Raw genomic sequence first — 15942 nt, 5'->3', positions numbered from 1 at the left:
TTTGCCATGGTCGCGCAAGTCATTCGGCGGATTGCCCCGGGGGGCGGTTTCCATATGTGCCGTCGTATGCTACCGGCAGAAAAGAGTTAATTGTTGCAGGGCAGGCATCGTGACGATCCACCATGACTGGGACAAGACCGGTTCGGCGCGGCTCGCTGCGCCGAAGATGTCCTGGTTCGTGGTCGATGGGCAGTCCCAGACCGGCAAGCCCTCGCCCCGCCGCAAACGGCTGTTCGATGTCATGCTGGCCCTTATCCTCTTGGTGCCGCTGTCGATCGTGATGGGGGTTGTGGCCGTCCTGATGCTGATCAAGCAGGGCCGGCCCGTCTTCTATTCGGCCGAACGGATGCGGGCGCCCGGCCAGCCCTTCCGGCAGCTGAAGTTCCGCACCATGATCCCCGAGAACGAGGATTTCGGTGCCACTGGCGCGCACAAGCACTGGCGAATCACCCCGCTGGGCCATTTCCTGCGGCGCACCCGCATCGACGAATTGCCGCAACTGTTCAACATCCTCAAGGGCGACATGAGCTTTGTGGGCCCCCGGCCGCCCTTGCGCGAATATGTCGAGCGCTTCCCGGCGGTCTATTCGCAGGTGCTGAAAAGCCGCCCCGGCGTGACGGGCCTTGCCACCCTGATCTATCACCGGCACGAGGATCGCATCCTGGCCCGCTGCACAAGCGCCGAGGCGACCGAGCTTGCCTATTACCGCCGCTGCCTGCCCGCGAAGCTGAAGATCGACCTGATCTATCAGCGCCACCGCGATATCCGGCTGGACCTGTGGATCATGTGGAACACGCTGAAGATCGTCCTGACCTCCAGGGACGAGCGCCCGCGCCGCCGGGGCCGATCCTAGCCCACTAGGCCGCGAACGGATCCTTCGGATAGCCGACCCCGCACAGATAAAGGCCATGCGGCGGGCAGACCGGTCCGCAAGCCGCGCGGTCGCGGGCGGCCAAGGCGTCGGCCACGCGGTCCGGCGACCAGGATCCCGCGCCGACCCGTTCCAGGGTTCCGACGATGGACCGGACCTGGTTGTGCAGGAAGGACCGCGCCCGCAGGTGGAAACGGTATTCGCGCCCATGGGGGATCTCGACCTCGTCGATGCGGATCTCGTCCAGGGTCTTCACCGGGCTGGCCGCTTGGCAGATCGAGGATCGGAAGGTCGTGAAATCGTGCCGCCCCACCAGATGGGCCGCCCCTTGGCGCATGGCATCCGCGTCCAGCGGGTTCAGCACCTGCCAGGCCAGGCCGCGATCATGCGTGGCTGGGGCGCGGCGGGCCTGCAGGCGGAACAGATAGCGCCGTTCGACGGCTGAGAAGCGGGCATGGAAATCGTCGGGCGTGCGGGTCGCCGCCAGGACCGCGACGGGGGCGGGCTTCAGGTGGAAATTCAGCGCCTCGGCCAGCCGGAAAGGATCCCAGTCGCGCGCCAGGTCGGCATGGGCGACCTGGGCGGTGGCATGAACGCCCGCATCCGTGCGCCCCGCCGCCGCGATCCGCGCGCCTGCCGCGAAGCCGGCGTCCAGACGGGCAAGGGCGGCTTCGACGGCGGTCTGGACCGAGGGTTGGTCGGCCTGCGCCTGCCATCCGGCAAAGGGACGCCCGTCGTATTCGATCTTCAACGCAAAACGCGGCATCGGAGGATCAGCGCGCCTTGTCCCGGTCGGGGGTCAGCAACCCGTCGAGAAATCGCGCGGTTTCCGTCTGCGGCGCGTCAAGGGCCGCAGGTTCGCTGGCCCGCACGCCTTCGCGCGCCAACCGTTCCCGCAGGACCGAGATCTCGATCTCCAGGTCGGTCTTTCCCCCTTCAAGCAGGCGGCGGGACTTGGCGCTGAAGTCCTTTTCCAGGTCGTCCAGGAAGGTCTCGTAGGACAGCCGCGTCGCCGGATCATTCGTCTGGCGATACAGGTCCGCGAACTTCACCGTCGCGTCGCGGGCCCCCATCAGATAGACGCCCAGATAGCGGCGGGCGGCGGACAGATCGCCCGGATTGCTGCGCACCCGGTCGAACAGGTCGCCGACCGTCCCGGCGAAGCGGTCCACGCGCGCCTCCAGCCAGCGGTCATTCAGGCGGCGGATCGCATCGCGCATCTGGGCCAGATGCGCCTCGGCGTCCTCGATCATCTTCTGGGCGCGTTCCCCCTGGAAACCCTCGGACCCCGACATGCCCTTGTCGCGCATGGGATCCGCGCCGAAGGCCAGCCAGTGCAGCACCATGCCGGTCGCGCCGACGACGCCCGCCCCGGCCAGGCTGCCTGGTTCGGCCATGCCCAGGCCCAGGCCAAGTCCGGTCATGACGCTGCCGAACAGCTTGCGCGGAATGGCGGGGCGCCGGGCGACGCGGCGCACCTGATAGGCGGCCTCGGCGGCCAGGCCTTCGCCGGTCATCCACATGGCGCTAGCGATCACGCCGAAGGCCGCAAGGCTGCCGGCCATACCCGCCGGTTCCTGGAAGAAGGCGCCGAACAGAAAGGGCAGGGCCGCGAAGGTGACGTATTTGGGGCGCCCGGCCAGCGGATGCCGGATCGGCGCCGCGGGCACGGGATTGCGGTTGCCGTCCTGCGGTCCGAGGCCGGGCGAATGGCGCCCGCCAAAGCGTTTCGCCATGCCCTTACCCCGCCCCGAAGGACGCATAAAGCGTCACCAGAACCAGCAGATAGAAGCTGAGCCGCTGAATGGCCTTCTGCGACATTCCTGTCCTTTCCCTGGGGCCGCGCTGGCCCGTCCCGCCCTATATCGGGATTGTGCGCCCGATTGCAAAGATCAGGGGCGCGGAAACAACCGGTCGAGCGCCTGGTCCAGGGGCGCCGGATCCGCGATGGCCAGCCGCACCGGCAGGGTCATCACCCTGGACCGGAAGGACCGGGGCAGGCGGGCCGCGTCCTTTTCGGTGGTGACAAGCTGTGCGCCCAGCAGCCGCGATTCCGTTTCCAGCCGCGTCAGAAGGGCGGGGGTGAAGGGCTGGTGATCCTCCAGCGCCTCGGCCCGGACCAGATCGGCGCCAAGCGCGGTCAGCGTGGCGAAGAACTTTTCGGGGTGGCCGATGCCCGCAAAGGCCAGGACGCGATGGCCCTGCCAGTCCATGCCCATCGGCAGGGGCGCCAGATGCCCGCGCAGATGCGGGGGGGCGTTCGGGGGTGCGTTCGGGGGCACGGCAAAGCGCGCCTGCGCATCCGTCGGGCCGATGGACAGCAGCAGGTCGGCGCGCGCAAGACCGCCGGCGACGGGTTCGCGCAACGGTCCGGCGGGAATGCACAAGCCATTCCCGAAGCCCTTGGCGGCATCGACGACCACCAGCGACAGGTCATGGGCTAGGGCCGGGTCCTGGAAGCCGTCGTCCAGGATGATTGCCTGCGCGCCGTCTGCAACGGCCGCCCCTGCGCCCGCCAGCCGGTCCTTGGCCACCCAGACCGGCCCGAAGGCCGCCATCAGCAGCGGCTCGTCCCCCGTCAGGGCGGCCTCGTGGCGGGATTCGATCACCCGCAGGGGACCATCCGCGCTGCCGCCATAGCCGCGCGACACGACATGGGCGGCGATGCCGCGTGCCTGCAGCGCCTGTTGCAGGTGGATGACGGTGGGGGTCTTGCCGGTGCCGCCCGCATTCAGGTTGCCCACGCAGATCACCGGCACGCCCACCCGCGCCCGCGCGCCGCCCGCCAGCCGCCGGGCGGTGGCACGCGCATAGGCCGCACCCAGGGGCGACAGCAGGCGCGCAGCCAAGGTCGGCGGGTCTTGATACCAGAAGGCGGGTGCGCGTTTCATGGCTTGGCCTTTCCGATGGCGTCCAGGACGGGCGCGCAGATCCGCATGGTCACATCCGCCCCGCCGGTGCTGACCGTCCAGGCGTTGCTGGCCAGCGTGGCGATCAGATCCGGCTGGGACAATTCGGCGATGGCGGCTGCCAGATCATCGGCCGAGTTGACCTGCCGCGCCGCGCCCGCGCCGCCAAGCTGCTGCCATTCGGTCGCATGGCGTTCCGTATGGGGGCCGTGAACGATGGCCGATCCCAGGGCGGCGGGCTCGAAGGGGTGGCGCGCGGCCGCGTCATCGCCCGACAGGGTGCCCCCCAGATAGGTGACGGGCGCCAGGCGATACCACAGCCCCATCTCGGTCGGGCCGTCGGTCAGCATGACCTGGACCTCGACGGTCGGATCCTCGTCCATGGACCGGCGCGCCACGACAAGGCCGCTGGCCTCGATCTCGTCGGCCAGAGGGTCAATGCGGTCGGGGTCGCGCGGGGCCATGAACAGCAGGGCGCGGTGCGACTGTGCAAGGGCCGCGTGATGGGCGGCAAGCACGGCCTGTTCCTCGGCCGGGGGGACGGATGCGGCAAGCCAGGCATGGCGGCCGCGCAGAAGCTGGGCCAGGGTGCTGCGCTCGGCCTCGGAACAGGGCAGGGGGTCGCGGATTTCGGCGACCGGCCCCGTCATCGTCGCGCGCCTGCGGTCCACGCCCATGCGCAGGACGACCGAATGGCTGGCCGGATCGGTCACAAGGACCGCGCGCATCTGGCGCAGCAAGGCGCGGCGCGCGCTGGCCCGCAGCGCCCAGCCCAGGTCTTCCGGCCCGAAGCGCCCTTCGGCCAGGAAGATGGGCAGGTCGCGGCGGGCGGCCGCCTGGATCAGCGCGGCGGGCAGGTCCGACCCCAGCAGAAGCAGGGCGGCAGGACCGGCCTGCATCAGCGTCTCGGCCGCGGCGGGTGCGGGATCGCCCGCGTCCAGGATGCGCAGATCCGGCCTGCCGCGCATCAGGCGCCGCTGGACCTGGGCGAATGCCGCACGGGCTTCGAGGGCGACCTGGACCAGCAGCAGGGGGCCCGCACCCTGCGGGATTTCCGGCAAGGGGGCGTCGGCTGGCGCGACCCGGCGACGCTGCCACCAAAGGCCAAGCTGGCCCATGCCGGTTCCCCTGAACATGCGCCCGCGCCCCGGCGTCCGGTCAGTTCCTGACGTCCAGCTCCTCAGTCGGGCTGGCGGCCGCTTCCTCGTCCCGCAAACGGTGCAGATGGGCGATGAAATAGCGGGTATGGGCGCTGTCCACGGTCCGCTGCGCCTCGGCCTTCCAGGCGTCATAGGCGGCCTGGTAGTTCGGGAAGATGCCGACGATGTGGATGTCGTCGGTGTTGCGGAACTGGGTGCCCTGCGGGTCGATCAATTCGCCGCCGAAGACAAGGTGCAGACGCTGGCTCATGGGTGGTTTCCCCTGGTTGGTTCGGCGCGGACCTTAGACCAGCGGCGCCGTGGATTGAAGCGGCAAGCCGGGGGCCAGCCTGCCGCCGGCCGGTTCTTGAACCGATGGCGCACCGACCGACGACCCCCCGGGATATTCAGGCCAAGGTGAAACAGCCGTCACAGCCCCGACAGTTTCAGGATCGCCGCCCATTCCGCCTCCGCCACCGGCTGGACGGACAGGCGCGAGTTGTTGACCAGCACCATGTCCTTCAGCGCCGGTTCCTGCTTGGCCTGATCCAGCGAAAGGGGCCGGGGCAGGGGCTTCACGGCCTTGATGTCCACGCATTCCCATTTCGGATCGTCCGCCTTGCTGTCGGGATGGGCCTCGGCGATGACCTCGACGATGCCTACGGCTTCCTTGCCGATGTTGGAATGGTAGAACAGGCCCTGGTCGCCAACCTTCATGGCCCGCATGAAGTTGCGGGCCTGATAGTTGCGCACCCCGTCCCATTCCTCGCCCGCGTCGCCCTTGGCAACCAGGTCGTCCCAGCTGAAGACATCGGGTTCGGATTTGAACAGCCAATAGGCCATCAGCCGATCACCTTCTTCCATTCGATGACATCGACGCTGTGAAACAGCCCGGCCGCCTTGTAGGGGTCGTTCGCGGCCCAGTCCTGCGCGGCGGCCAGGTCGTCGGCTTCCAGGATCAGCAGCGATCCGCGCATCTCTCCATCCTCGATCAGGGGGCCGGCCATGCGCACGATCCCGCTGTCGCGGATGAAGCCCAGATGCGCCTCGCGCGTGTCGAGGCGGGTTTGCAGGGCGCCGGGCTTGTCCCGGCAGATCACGGCGAACAGGGGCATCATTCCTCCTTCAGGGGGCGGGTCATCAGCATCTCGGCCGCGTTTTCGACGGAAACCCGGCCTTCGGCAAGGGCCGCGACCATGGCGGCGATGGGCATGTCGCAGCCGATGCGCTGCGACAGGGCGGCGACGGCGCGAGCCGTGGCCGCGCCTTCCACGGTGGTGGCGGCGTCGAAGGGCTGGTGGGCGCCAAGCGCCTGGCCATAACGGAAGTTGCGCGACTGCGCCGAGGTGCAGGTCAGCGTCAGATCGCCCAGGCCCGACAGCCCGGTCAGCGTTTCCGGGCGGGCGCCCAGCCGGGCGGAAAGGCGGGTCATCTCGGCGAAGCCGCGGGTGATGATGGCGGCCCGCGCGCTGTCGCCCAGGCCCGCGCCGATGACCACGCCTGCCGCGATGGCGATGACGTTCTTCAGCGCCCCGCCCAGTGCGGCGCCGGTCACGTCCGTGGTGCGGTAAAGCCGCAGAACCGGCGTGGAGAGGTCGTGTTGCAGCGCCTTGCCCGCTGCTGCGTCTGCGCAGGCCAGGGTCAGGGCGGTGGGCAGCCCGCGCGCGATATCGGCGGCGAAGGACGGGCCGGTCAGGACGGCGACCGTGGCGGCAGGGCAGGCCTCCGTCAGCAGGGTGGATGGGCCGGTCAGCTTGCGCAGGTCGATGCCCTTGGCGGTGCTGACCAGGTGCTTGCCGTCCAGAAGCGCCGCATGATCGGACAGAAACCCGCCAAGCGCCTGCGCGGGCAGGGCCAGCAGCAGCGTGCCCGATTGCGCCGCCATGGGCAGGTCGTCGGTCACGCGGATCGCGTCCGGCAGCGTCACGCCCGGCAGGCGCGGATTGTCGCGGCCCCAGCTTGTGTCCCGCGCCCAGAGCGTCACCGGGCCGTTCGCCGACAGCGCCACCGCCAGCGCCGTGCCAAAGGCGCCCGCGCCCAGGATCGCGATGCTCATGCCTTGGCCCCTTTCTTGCCGCCGCCCAGCATCGGCGCGGCGCTGCGGTCCAGCGGCCAGCGGGGACGGGCGGCCAGGTCCATGCCGTCGCGGTGACCCAGGGCGAAACGCTCGGCCCCGGCCCAGGCGATCATCGCGCCATTGTCGGTGCAAAGCGCCAAGGGCGGGGCGAGGAAGCGGGCGCCTGCATCCTGTGCGACCCGTTCAAGGGCTGCGCGGATGGTGCGGTTGGCGGCGACGCCGCCCGCGACGGCCAGCACCGGGACAGGATGCGCGGCCAGGGCGCGGCGGGACTTTTCGGCCAGAACCTCGGCCACGGCAGCTTGGAAGGCGGCGCAAAGGTCGGCCCGATCCCCCTGACGCAATCCCCCCTGGTCCGCGATCAACTGGTCGCGCAGGCGCAGGGCCGCGGTCTTCAACCCCGAGAAGGACATGTCGCAGCCCGGCCGGTCCAGCAGCGGGCGCGGCAGGGCAAAGCGGTCGGGATCGCCGGTCGCGGCCTCGGCCTCGACCGAAGGTCCGCCCGGTTGGGGCAGGGCCAGCAGCTTGGCCAGCTTGTCGAACGCCTCGCCCGGGGCGTCGTCGATGGTGCCGCCAAGGCGGGTGAAATCCTCGGGCCCCTCCACGCGCAGGAACTGGCAATGCCCGCCGGACACCAGCAGCATCAGATAGGGAAAGCCGATCCCGTCCGTCAGGCGCGGGGTCAGGGCGTGGCCCGCCAGATGGTTCACGCCCACCAGCGGCAGGCCAGCCCCGGCAGCGATGCCCTTGGCGAACATCACGCCCGCCATGACGCCGCCGATCAGCCCCGGCCCCGCTGTGACCGCGACCGCCGTGACGTCGGACAACGCGACGCCAGCCTGGGACAGCGCCTGTTCCACCGCCAGGTCCAGCCGTTCCGCATGGGCGCGGGCGGCGATTTCCGGCACCACGCCGCCGAAATCGGCATGAAGCGCCGTCTGGCCCTGGACCACCGAGGACAGGATCCGACGGCCGCCCGTCACCAGGGCGGCGGCGGTGTCGTCGCAACTGCTCTCGATGCCAAGGAAAATCTGGGTGTCGTCCATGCTCTTGCCGGGCGGGGGAATGACGCTTAGGCCTTAGGCCCTAGCATCGGTCATGGGGTTTGCCAATGTCCAGTCCCGCGCGGCCTGTCCTGCTGCTGACACGCCCCTTGCAAGATTCGCAGCGTTTCGCGGCGATGCTGCCGGACTGGGACGCCGTGATCTCTCCGCTGCAGGAAATCAGGGCCGTGGATCACGACAGCGCGCCCTTGCACGCGGCGCCGGGACTGGTCTTCACCTCGGCCCATGCGGTGCCTTCGGCAGGACCGGGACGCGGGCGGCTGGCGCTGTGCGTGGGCACGCACACGGCGCAGGTGGCGCGCGAGGCCGGGTTCGACGTGCGCGAGGGCAACGGCTTTGCCGAGGGCCTTTTCCCGCTGATCGAGGCGGCGGACGTGCCGCTGATCCATCCCCATGGCCGCCACCTGGCCAAGCGCCTGCCGGTGCCGGGGGTGATCGTCTATGACCAGCAGGCCCTGTCCTTGACCGACCGGGCGCGGGCGCTGCTGGCGGGTCGCGCGCCCGTGGTGCTGCCGCTGTTTTCGCCGCGCAGCGCCCGGCTTGCCTCGGAGGCCGCGCGGGGCGCAAGGGCTGCGCTGTGGCCGGTGGCGATCAGCCATGGAACCTTGGCCCAATGGGACGCGCCTTCCGCCGGTCACGAGGTGGCCGACCGGCCCGAGGCGGCGGCGATGGTGGCGGCCATTCGCCGACTGGCCTTGGCGGAACAATGATGCGCAGGGCGGGTTGAGAAGCGGCCCGGGTCTCATTAGGCTGCGGGCCAGACGCGGCTATGCTGCTGCCGCGAGACGGGGACAAGACGTGAAAAAGCCAAACAAGACCAGAAGCTCCAGCCCATCCGAGACTGCGCAGGACACGCCACCCCCGGTGCCGAAGAAGAATCCGGCCGAACCGGGCATCATCGCCCAGACCGATATCGCCGCTGGCGAACCTGCCGCCGCCCTGGGGGCAGCGACCGACATCAGGCCGGTGGAATCCACCCTGCTGGGCGACGGGACGGACCAGCATCCCCCCGCCGCGCGCAAGACAAAGGCCAAGGCCAAGGATGCGCCCGCTGATACCCCGGCGGAAGCGGCCATGCGCGATGCCCCGGTCTCGGCGATTGCCCCTGCCTCTGCGACCGCCTCGGCCTCGACCCCCGCTTCGGCCTCGGTCCCGCCCGCTGCCCCGTCGCAGAAGGTGACCGTGCAGAAGACCGGCTTCTGGCCCGTGTTCCTGGGCGGGGTCGTTGCCGCGGGGCTGGGATCGGCCGCGACCATCTGGGCGCTGCCGCACCTGCCCGCAGGCTGGCTGCCCGAACAGCCCGACACCCAGGCTGTCGCGCAGGTGGCCCCCGACATCGACGTCGCCGCCATCCGCAACGAGGCTGTGGCCGCCGCCCAGGCCGCGACGGCGGAACAGATCGACGCCCTGCGCGCCGAAATGGCCCAGGCACCCGCGGCTGCGGACGCGCCCGCCGGGCCCACGGTCGAGGATCTGGCCGCGCTGCGCCAGCAGGTCGAGGCCCAGGCCGCGCAGATCCAGGACCTTGCCAGCCGCCCGCAGATCGACCCCGATCTTGCCGCGCGCGTGCAGACCCTGGCCGAGCAGGCCGACACGCTGGAGCAGCAGCTTCAGACCGCAGCCCAAGCCGCGCAGGCCCAGATCAACGCAGCCCAGGCCGAGGCGCAGCAGTTGCAGGAAGCGGCCGCCGAAACCACCCGCCGGGCCGAAGCCGTTGCCGCCGTCGCCGCGCTGCAAGCCGCCCTTGACCGGGGCGTGACCCCGGACGAGGCGCGCCAGACCCTGGAAGGCGTGGGGATCGAGGCCCCCGAGGCGCTGACGCGCGAGGTTCCCAGCCTGGACAGCCTGCAGGCGTCCTTCCCGGAAGCGGCGCGGGCGGCCCTGCGCGCATCCCTGCGCCAGGACAGCGCGGCGGGCAATGGCAGCCTGTTCGGAAACTTCATCCGCGCCCAGACCGGCGCCCGTTCGGTCGAGCCGAAAGAGGGCACGGACCCCGATGCGATCCTGTCGCGCGCCGACGCGGCGGTCGAGGAAGGCCGCATCGGCGATGCCGTGACAGAGATCGAGGCGCTGCCGGAACCGGGCAAGACCGCCACCGCCATGGCCGAATGGCTGGCCGGGGCCACCGCCTATCGCGATGCGCAGGCGGCTTTGTCCGACCTGTCCGCCCCTGCAAACTGAGGTCCGGGCAATGCTGCTGTCCCTGTTGAAAATCCTGTTCTTCTTTGCCGTCGTGCTGCTTGTTTCCCTGGGCGCCATGCGCCTGTCGGAAACGGGGCAGATGCTGCGCCTGGAATATGCCGGCACCGAATACGCGCTGACCCCCGTCAAGGCGGTCGTGGCGCTGCTGGTGCTGATGGTCCTGGCCTGGCTGGTCTTCAAGGCCCTGGGCCTGTTTTTGGCCTTCATCCGGTTCCTGGCGGGCGACGAAACCGCCATCGACCGCTATTTCGCGCGGTCGCGCGAACGCAAGGGCTATGCCGCCCTGGGCGAGGGGATGCTGGCGGTCGCCTCAGGCGAAGGCAAGCTGGCCCAGGACAAGGCCGCCAAGGCCGAGAAATACCTGAACATGCCCCATATCACCAACCTTCTGTCCGCCCAGGCGGCCGAGGTGGCGGGGGACAAGGCCCGGGCGGGCCAGGTCTATCGCACCCTGCTGGAGGACGACCGCACGCGGTTTGTCGGCATCCGCGGGTTGATGCGCCAGAAGATCGACGAAGGCGACACCGCGACCGCGCTTTTGCTGGCGCAAAAGGCCTATGCCCTGAAGCCCAGGCACCGCGAATTGCAGGACACGCTGCTGGATCTGGAAATGCGCGAGCATGACTGGAAGGGCGCGCGGCAGTTGCTGAAGGAAAAGCGCAAGCAGGGCGAGTTGCCCAAGGACGTGCATATCCGCCGCGACGCCGTTCTGGCGCTTCAGGAAGCCAGCGAGGTCCTGGCCGAGGGCAATTCGATCAGCGCACGAGAGGCCGCGATTTCGGCCAACAAGGCATCCCCTGACCTGATCCCGGCGGCGGTGCTGGCCGCGCGCAGCTATGTCGCGCAAAAGGATTACCGCAACGCCTCGCGCGTGCTGGAAAAGACCTGGTCGGTGCGCCCGCATCCCGATGTCGCGGCGGCCTATGCCGAGATCGTGCCGGACGAGACTCCGGCGGCCCGGCTGACGCGCTTTGAACGGCTGATCGCCAAGAACCCCAATGACGAGGAATCGCGCCTGCTGCGGGCCGAACTGCTGCTGGCGGCCGAGGATTTCCCCGGCGCCCGCCGTGCGCTTGGCGATCTGGCGGAAAAGCACCCGACCGTGCGGACCCTGTCCATCATGGCGGCGGTGGAGCGTGGCGAAGGGGCCGACGACAGCGTCGTCCGCGGCTATCTGGCACGCGCGTTGACCGCGTCGCGCGGCCCGCAATGGGTCTGCGACAAGTGCCACAACGTGATGTCCGACTGGGCGCCGGTCTGCGACAGCTGCGGTGGTTTCGACACGCTGACCTGGCGGGAACCCGACAAGGCCCAGGCCGTCGCCACCGCGACCAAGGGCGCCGAGATGCTGCCCCTGCTGGTCGGCGGCCCGAAACCCCAGCCCGGCAGGTCTGACAGGGCGGAAGACGGGGCCCTTGCCGATCCCGTGCCCGAGGTGTCGCCGCCCCCGGCTGCGAAGCCCAGGTCCGATGCGCCGAAGATCCGCCGGACCGAGGTTGCGGATGTGGCCCCCGGAATGGTGCCGCGTGAAAGCGACTATGTGACGATCGAGCCCGTCAGCACCGTCACAACCCCCGAGCCGGCGCCCGTGATGCCGGAGCCCGTCAAGGTCGAGGTGCAGCCCATGCCGGCGCCGCAGGCGTCCCCCCAGGCAACAGCCAAGCCCGCCCCCGAGCGGCCTTTCGACAGGGATGAGCGTCCCGAACCCGTCCTGGTCCGCCCGGACGTTCTGCCGCCCGAGGATGCCGACTGGACCGAGGGCAAGGCGCGCCCGTGACCGATATCCTTGGGGGGCGTGCAGAAAATGTGCCGCGCCCCCTTTCCCCCCGCCGGGGAACCTGATATCGGGCGCGTCACCAGATGCCGGTGTAGCTCAGCTGGTAGAGCACGTCATTCGTAATGATGGGGTCGGGGGTTCGAGTCCCTTCACCGGCACCACGGATCCAGAAACGGCCAGTCCCCTTGGGGCTGGCCGTTTCTGCATTCAGGACCTGCAAGGATGGTGCGGGCGGCGGGACTTGAACCCGCACGAGCGATGCTCCAGGGAGTTTAAGTCCCATGCGTCTACCATTCCGCCACGCCCGCGCCTTGAATTCGCTAGCGGGCGGGACGGGGAATGGCAAGGGCCGGAAGTTGCGGCCCTAGAAGCTGCGGGTGGGGCGGTCGAAGACCTTGCGGCCCATCAGGCTGCCCACCAGATCGACCATCAGCTTGGCCGTGCGGCCGCGTTCGTCCAGAAACGGGTTCAGTTCCACCAGGTCCAGCGAGGTGACAAGGCCGGATTCGTGCAGCAGTTCCATCACCAGATGCGCTTCGCGGAAGGTGGTGCCGCCGGGAACGGTCGTGCCCACCGCAGGCGCGATCGAGGGGTCGAGGAAGTCCACGTCCAGCGAGACATGCAGCATCCCGCCCGCCGCCCTGACCCGGTCCAGGAAGGCGCGCAGGGGCGCGACGATCCCCTGTTCGTCCAGAACCCGCATGTCGTTCACGGTGATATCGACGGACAGCATCGTGGCATGTTCGGCGGGATCGACGCTTCGGATGCCGAACATGCAGATGTTTTCGCCGGGCACGGGATGCGGGAAGGGCGGAAACGGATCGAAGCCCGGCAGACCCAGGGCATAGGCGATCGGCGTGCCGTGCAGGTTGCCCGAGGTCGTCGTCTGGACCGTGTGGATGTCGCTGTGGGCGTCCAGCCACAGCACGAACAACGGCCGTCCCTGCCGCTGCGCATGGATTGCCGCCCCCGCCACGGTGCCCAGGGCCAGGGCGTGATCGCCCCCCATGATGATCGGCAATCCCTCGGGCAGCGCCTGGGCCACCGCTTCTTGCAGCGCTTGCGTCCAGGCGATCATCTCTGGCAGGTGATGCACGGCGGGATTGGCGCAAGTCACCTGGGGCGCCGGTTCCGGCTGGACATCGCCCATGTCCCGGACCGTGTGACCCAAGGCCGTGAGGGTGCCCGCCAGCCCCGCCACGCGATAGGCGGCCGGTCCCATCAGGCAGCCGGGGCGACGCTGGCCTTCGTCAAGGGGCGCACCGATCAGGATGCAATGGGTCATGCCGTGCCTTTCGTCCTGGGATGGTCATCCCGAATAAACGCAGGCGGGGTGGGAATGTCCACCGCCACGCGGCGTTACTGGCGCACGCCCTTGAAACGCTCGACCCATTCGGCGCGCTGTTCGTCGGTGATCTTGGCGAACATGACATCCGGCACGGTGAAGGCATGGCCCGCCGGCAGGGCGGTCAGCGCCGCCGACACGTCGTCGGGCCAGGCGCCGTCGCCCGTTCCCATCGCCTCCAGCATCGCGCGGGACGCGAAGGGGATGAAGGGCGCGGACAGGACGGCATAAAGCCGGATCAGGTTCAGGCCCAGGCGCACCTGCATCGCCGCCTTGTCCGCGTCGGTCTTGTGGGTGGACCAGGGGGCTGCCGATTGCAGGTATTCGTTGCCCAGGACCCAGATCGCGCGCAACTCGGACGCGGACTTTCGGACCTCCATCGCGGCCATGAAGCCTTCATAGGCGCGGATGCGCGCGGTCAGCGCCTCGACCAGGGCGGTTTCCTCGGGGCCGTAGGTGCCGCCCTCGGGCACCGTCTCGCCGAACTTGGACCGGCAGAACTTGGTGATGCGGCTGACGAAGTTGCCCAGCACATCGGCCAGGTCCTTGTTCACGGACTGCTGGAAATTTTCCCAGGTGAATTCGCTGTCCCCGGATTCCGGCGCGTGGGACAAAAGCCACCACCGCCAGTAATCGGCGGGCAGGATTTCCAGCGCATGGTCCATGAAGACGCCGCGCCCCTGCGACGTGCTGAACTGCCCGCCGTCATAGGTCAGGTAGTTGAAGGACTTGATGTAATCGACCATGCGCCACGGCTCGCCGGACCCGATCAGCGTGGCGGGGAAGGACAGGGTGTGGAAGGGGACGTTGTCCTTGCCCATGAACTGGGTATAGGTCACGTCATCCGCCCCTTCGTCGCGGCGCCACCAGCGGCGCCAGTCGGCGTCGGACTTGCCATGCGCATCCGCCCATTCGGCGGTGGCGGCGATATATTCGATGGGGGCGTCGAACCAGACATAGAAGACCTTGCCCTCCATCCCCGGCCAGGGCTGGTCGCCGCGCCGCACGGGCACGCCCCAGTGCAGGTCGCGGGTGATGCCCCGGTCCTGCAAGCCTTCACCGTCGTCCAGCCATTTGCGCGCGATCGAGGTCGTCAGGATCGGCCAGTCGGTCTTGCTGTCGATCCAGTCGCTGATCTGGTCCTTCAGGGCGGACTGGCGCAGATAAAGGTGCTTGGTTTCGCGCACCTCCAGGTTGGTGCTGCCGGAAATGGCGCTGCGCGGGTCGATCAGGTCGGTCGGATCAAGCTGTTTGGTGCAATTCTCGCACTGGTCGCCGCGGGCCTTGTCATAGCCGCAATTGGGGCAGGTGCCCTCGATATAGCGGTCGGGCAGGAAGCGGCCGTCATCGACCGAATAGACCTGCTTTTCGCTGACCTCGGCGATATAACCGTTCTCGGCCAGCCTGCCCGCGAAATGCTGGGTCAGCGCGTGGTTCTGCGGGCTGGAAGACCGGCCGTAATGGTCGAAGGACAGCCCGAAGCCCCGCGCCAGTTCCGCCTGCACCCCGTGCATCCGCGCGCAGTATTCGGCCACGGGTTCGCCCGTCTTGGCGGCGGCCAGTTCGGCGGGGGTGCCGTGTTCGTCGGTGGCGCAGATGAACATCACCTCGTGTCCGCGCGCCCGCAGGAAGCGGGCGTAAAGGTCGGCCGGCAGTTGCGACCCGACAAGGTTGCCCAGGTGCTTGATGCCGTTGATATAGGGCAGGGCGGAGGTGATGAGGTGGCGGGCCATTCCGGTTCCTGTGAATCTGATCGGCCCCGTATCTATAGACGCCCGAAGGGGAAGACCAGCATTTCGCCGCCTGCTTGATCCCCCTGTCCCCGGCCCTTAAGGTCGCCCCTTCGTGCCAGCCGCCAGAACCGGAGCCATCCTTGCGCCACAGTGATTTTCAACCCGCGACGGCGCTGTCGCTGATGCTGGCAGCCCTTGTCCTGATGCTGGGGGTGGACTTGCTGCTGCACGACACCATCGCCCAGATCTTCGACGAGGGTCACACGATCGAGTTCCTGTCGGGCGTCTATTATCTGGCCGCCGCCGTGCTGCTGGTCGCCGTGATGCCCCCCGGCATGCGGCGCAGCCAGTGGCACCTGCCGGTGATCCTGGTCCTGATGTTCTTGCGCGAATTCGACATGGACAAGGCGCTGACGACCGAAGGGGTGCTGCAACTGCGGCTTTATTCCGGTCCTGCGCCCCTGGCCGAGAAGATCGCAGGGGCGGCGGTGATCGCGCTGATCCTGGTCTGTGCCTGGCGGCTGACCGCCCGGACCGTTCCCCCCTTCGTCCGCGGGCTGCGGCAAGGGCGGCCGGACAGTTGGCTGGTCCTGCTGGCGGGCGTCACCGTGATCGTGTCGAAAAGCCTGGACGGGATCGGGCGAAAACTGTCCGCGATCAATCACGAGATCGGCGCCGAGACCGTTGTCCGCGCCTCCAGGATCGAGGAGATGCTGGAACTTGTCGCCTCGATGGCATTGGTGATGGCCGTGGTCATGGGCCACCGGATCGGCTGGGAACGTCGGGACTGAACGTCCTGTCGCGAAGGGGCCTTGTCGCGGCGCC

At 69.0% G+C, this 15942-nt stretch carries 16 protein-coding genes and 2 tRNA genes; 6 read left to right on the top strand and 12 right to left on the bottom strand.

The genetic code is table 11. The features are described 5' to 3' along the window. The first annotated feature begins 109 nt into the window (after positions 1–109). Complete coding sequence (locus tag CK944_RS12310) at positions 110–853, top strand: sugar transferase (protein ID WP_239986060.1); 744 nt, start codon at positions 110–112, stop codon at positions 851–853. 4 nt (positions 854–857) lie between these two features. Here the strand turns inward: CK944_RS12310 and truA are convergent, their stop codons facing one another. The 9 genes from truA to tsaD all read right to left on the bottom strand — a co-directional run bounded on the left by truA (position 858) and on the right by tsaD (position 8042). Then, positions 858–1637, bottom strand: coding sequence for a tRNA pseudouridine(38-40) synthase TruA (gene truA / locus CK944_RS12305; protein ID WP_103173359.1), 780 nt, complete (start codon positions 1635–1637; stop codon positions 858–860). A gap of 7 nt (positions 1638–1644) precedes the next feature. Then, positions 1645–2607 carry a 5-bromo-4-chloroindolyl phosphate hydrolysis family protein gene (locus tag CK944_RS12300; protein ID WP_103173358.1) on the bottom strand — a complete coding sequence of 321 codons (963 nt, stop codon included), beginning with the start codon at positions 2605–2607 and terminating at the stop codon, positions 1645–1647. A 156-nt stretch (positions 2608–2763) separates the two neighbouring features. Continuing rightward, on the bottom strand, positions 2764–3762 hold the full coding sequence (gene lpxK / locus CK944_RS12295; RefSeq protein ID WP_103173357.1) for a tetraacyldisaccharide 4'-kinase: 999 nt from the start codon (positions 3760–3762) through the stop codon (positions 2764–2766). Further along, positions 3759–4916, bottom strand: coding sequence for a 3-deoxy-D-manno-octulosonic acid transferase (locus tag CK944_RS12290; RefSeq protein ID WP_103173356.1), 1158 nt, complete (start codon positions 4914–4916; stop codon positions 3759–3761). Before CK944_RS12290 ends, lpxK begins: the two co-directional genes overlap by 4 nt. Before the next feature lie 22 nt (positions 4917–4938). Next, the gene (locus CK944_RS12285) at positions 4939–5190 is read right to left on the bottom strand and encodes a DUF4170 domain-containing protein (protein WP_103173355.1); all 252 of its coding nucleotides are present in this window, start codon (positions 5188–5190) and stop codon (positions 4939–4941) included. A 158-nt stretch (positions 5191–5348) separates the two neighbouring features. Beyond that, positions 5349–5762 (bottom strand): EVE domain-containing protein, encoded by a 414-nt coding sequence (locus CK944_RS12280; RefSeq protein ID WP_103173354.1) that lies wholly within the window; start codon positions 5760–5762, stop codon positions 5349–5351. Continuing rightward, entirely contained in the window at positions 5762–6037 is a 276-nt protein-coding gene (locus tag CK944_RS12275; protein ID WP_188715030.1) for a YciI family protein, read from the bottom strand. The genes CK944_RS12280 and CK944_RS12275 overlap by 1 nt, the downstream gene beginning before the upstream one ends. Next, positions 6034–6975 carry an NAD(P)H-dependent glycerol-3-phosphate dehydrogenase gene (locus tag CK944_RS12270; RefSeq protein ID WP_103173352.1) on the bottom strand — a complete coding sequence of 314 codons (942 nt, stop codon included), beginning with the start codon at positions 6973–6975 and terminating at the stop codon, positions 6034–6036. The genes CK944_RS12275 and CK944_RS12270 overlap by 4 nt, the downstream gene beginning before the upstream one ends. Then, positions 6972–8042: a tRNA (adenosine(37)-N6)-threonylcarbamoyltransferase complex transferase subunit TsaD gene (tsaD, locus tag CK944_RS12265; protein ID WP_103173351.1), complete on the bottom strand. Its 1071-nt coding sequence runs from the start codon at positions 8040–8042 to the stop codon at positions 6972–6974. Before tsaD ends, CK944_RS12270 begins: the two co-directional genes overlap by 4 nt. Positions 8043–8107: 65 nt before the next feature. On the opposite strand from tsaD, the gene CK944_RS12260 reads away from it, so the two are divergent. From CK944_RS12260 to CK944_RS12245, 4 genes are all read left to right on the top strand, one after another. Next, entirely contained in the window at positions 8108–8770 is a 663-nt protein-coding gene (locus CK944_RS12260) for a uroporphyrinogen-III synthase (RefSeq protein WP_103173350.1), read from the top strand. A gap of 154 nt (positions 8771–8924) precedes the next feature. Next, a complete protein-coding gene (locus CK944_RS12255) occupies positions 8925–10241 on the top strand; it encodes a COG4223 family protein (protein WP_103173349.1) in 1317 nt (438 codons plus the stop codon). Positions 10242–10251: 10 nt separating this feature from the next. Continuing rightward, positions 10252–12039, top strand: coding sequence for a heme biosynthesis HemY N-terminal domain-containing protein (locus CK944_RS12250; protein WP_103173348.1), 1788 nt, complete (start codon positions 10252–10254; stop codon positions 12037–12039). A gap of 85 nt (positions 12040–12124) precedes the next feature. Continuing rightward, a tRNA-Thr gene (locus tag CK944_RS12245) sits at positions 12125–12200 on the top strand. A 62-nt stretch (positions 12201–12262) separates the two neighbouring features. Here the strand turns inward: CK944_RS12245 and CK944_RS12240 are convergent. From CK944_RS12240 to metG, 3 genes are all read right to left on the bottom strand, one after another. Further along, positions 12263–12347 (bottom strand) — tRNA-Leu (locus CK944_RS12240). Positions 12348–12403: 56 nt separating this feature from the next. Then, positions 12404–13324 (bottom strand): arginase, encoded by a 921-nt coding sequence (rocF, locus tag CK944_RS12235; RefSeq protein WP_103173347.1) that lies wholly within the window; start codon positions 13322–13324, stop codon positions 12404–12406. A gap of 74 nt (positions 13325–13398) precedes the next feature. Continuing rightward, complete coding sequence (gene metG / locus CK944_RS12230) at positions 13399–15117, bottom strand: methionine--tRNA ligase (protein WP_103173346.1); 1719 nt, start codon at positions 15115–15117, stop codon at positions 13399–13401. 140 nt (positions 15118–15257) lie between these two features. Here metG and CK944_RS23750 point away from each other — a divergent pair, with 140 nt between their 5' ends. Continuing rightward, positions 15258–15908: a hypothetical protein gene (locus CK944_RS23750; RefSeq protein WP_103173345.1), complete on the top strand. Its 651-nt coding sequence runs from the start codon at positions 15258–15260 to the stop codon at positions 15906–15908. The last annotated feature ends 34 nt before the right edge of the window (positions 15909–15942 follow it).

It is taken from the genome of Paracoccus sp. SY, assembly GCF_002901215.1.
In the GTDB taxonomy this organism is placed as follows: domain Bacteria; phylum Pseudomonadota; class Alphaproteobacteria; order Rhodobacterales; family Rhodobacteraceae; genus Paracoccus; species Paracoccus acridae.
Note: the sequence above shows the minus strand (reverse complement) of the source record. Positions and strands in the feature narration are given on the sequence as shown.

Excerpts from the sequence above, each read along its gene's own strand:
- truA (WP_103173359.1), bottom strand. The coding sequence starts at position 1,637 with ATGCCGCGTTTTGCGTTGAAGATCGAATACGACGGGCGTCCCTTTGCC.
- tsaD (WP_103173351.1), bottom strand. The coding sequence starts at position 8,042 with ATGGACGACACCCAGATTTTCCTTGGCATCGAGAGCAGTTGCGACGAC.
- rocF (WP_103173347.1), bottom strand. The coding sequence starts at position 13,324 with ATGACCCATTGCATCCTGATCGGTGCGCCCCTTGACGAAGGCCAGCGT.
- CK944_RS12250 (WP_103173348.1), top strand. The coding sequence starts at position 10,252 with ATGCTGCTGTCCCTGTTGAAAATCCTGTTCTTCTTTGCCGTCGTGCTG.
- CK944_RS12300 (WP_103173358.1), bottom strand. The coding sequence starts at position 2,607 with ATGGCGAAACGCTTTGGCGGGCGCCATTCGCCCGGCCTCGGACCGCAG.
- CK944_RS12280 (WP_103173354.1), bottom strand. The coding sequence starts at position 5,762 with ATGGCCTATTGGCTGTTCAAATCCGAACCCGATGTCTTCAGCTGGGAC.
- lpxK (WP_103173357.1), bottom strand. The coding sequence starts at position 3,762 with ATGAAACGCGCACCCGCCTTCTGGTATCAAGACCCGCCGACCTTGGCT.
- metG (WP_103173346.1), bottom strand. The coding sequence starts at position 15,117 with ATGGCCCGCCACCTCATCACCTCCGCCCTGCCCTATATCAACGGCATC.
- CK944_RS12275 (WP_188715030.1), bottom strand. The coding sequence starts at position 6,037 with ATGATGCCCCTGTTCGCCGTGATCTGCCGGGACAAGCCCGGCGCCCTG.
- CK944_RS12285 (WP_103173355.1), bottom strand. The coding sequence starts at position 5,190 with ATGAGCCAGCGTCTGCACCTTGTCTTCGGCGGCGAATTGATCGACCCG.
- CK944_RS12260 (WP_103173350.1), top strand. The coding sequence starts at position 8,108 with ATGTCCAGTCCCGCGCGGCCTGTCCTGCTGCTGACACGCCCCTTGCAA.
- CK944_RS12270 (WP_103173352.1), bottom strand. The coding sequence starts at position 6,975 with ATGAGCATCGCGATCCTGGGCGCGGGCGCCTTTGGCACGGCGCTGGCG.
- CK944_RS12290 (WP_103173356.1), bottom strand. The coding sequence starts at position 4,916 with ATGTTCAGGGGAACCGGCATGGGCCAGCTTGGCCTTTGGTGGCAGCGT.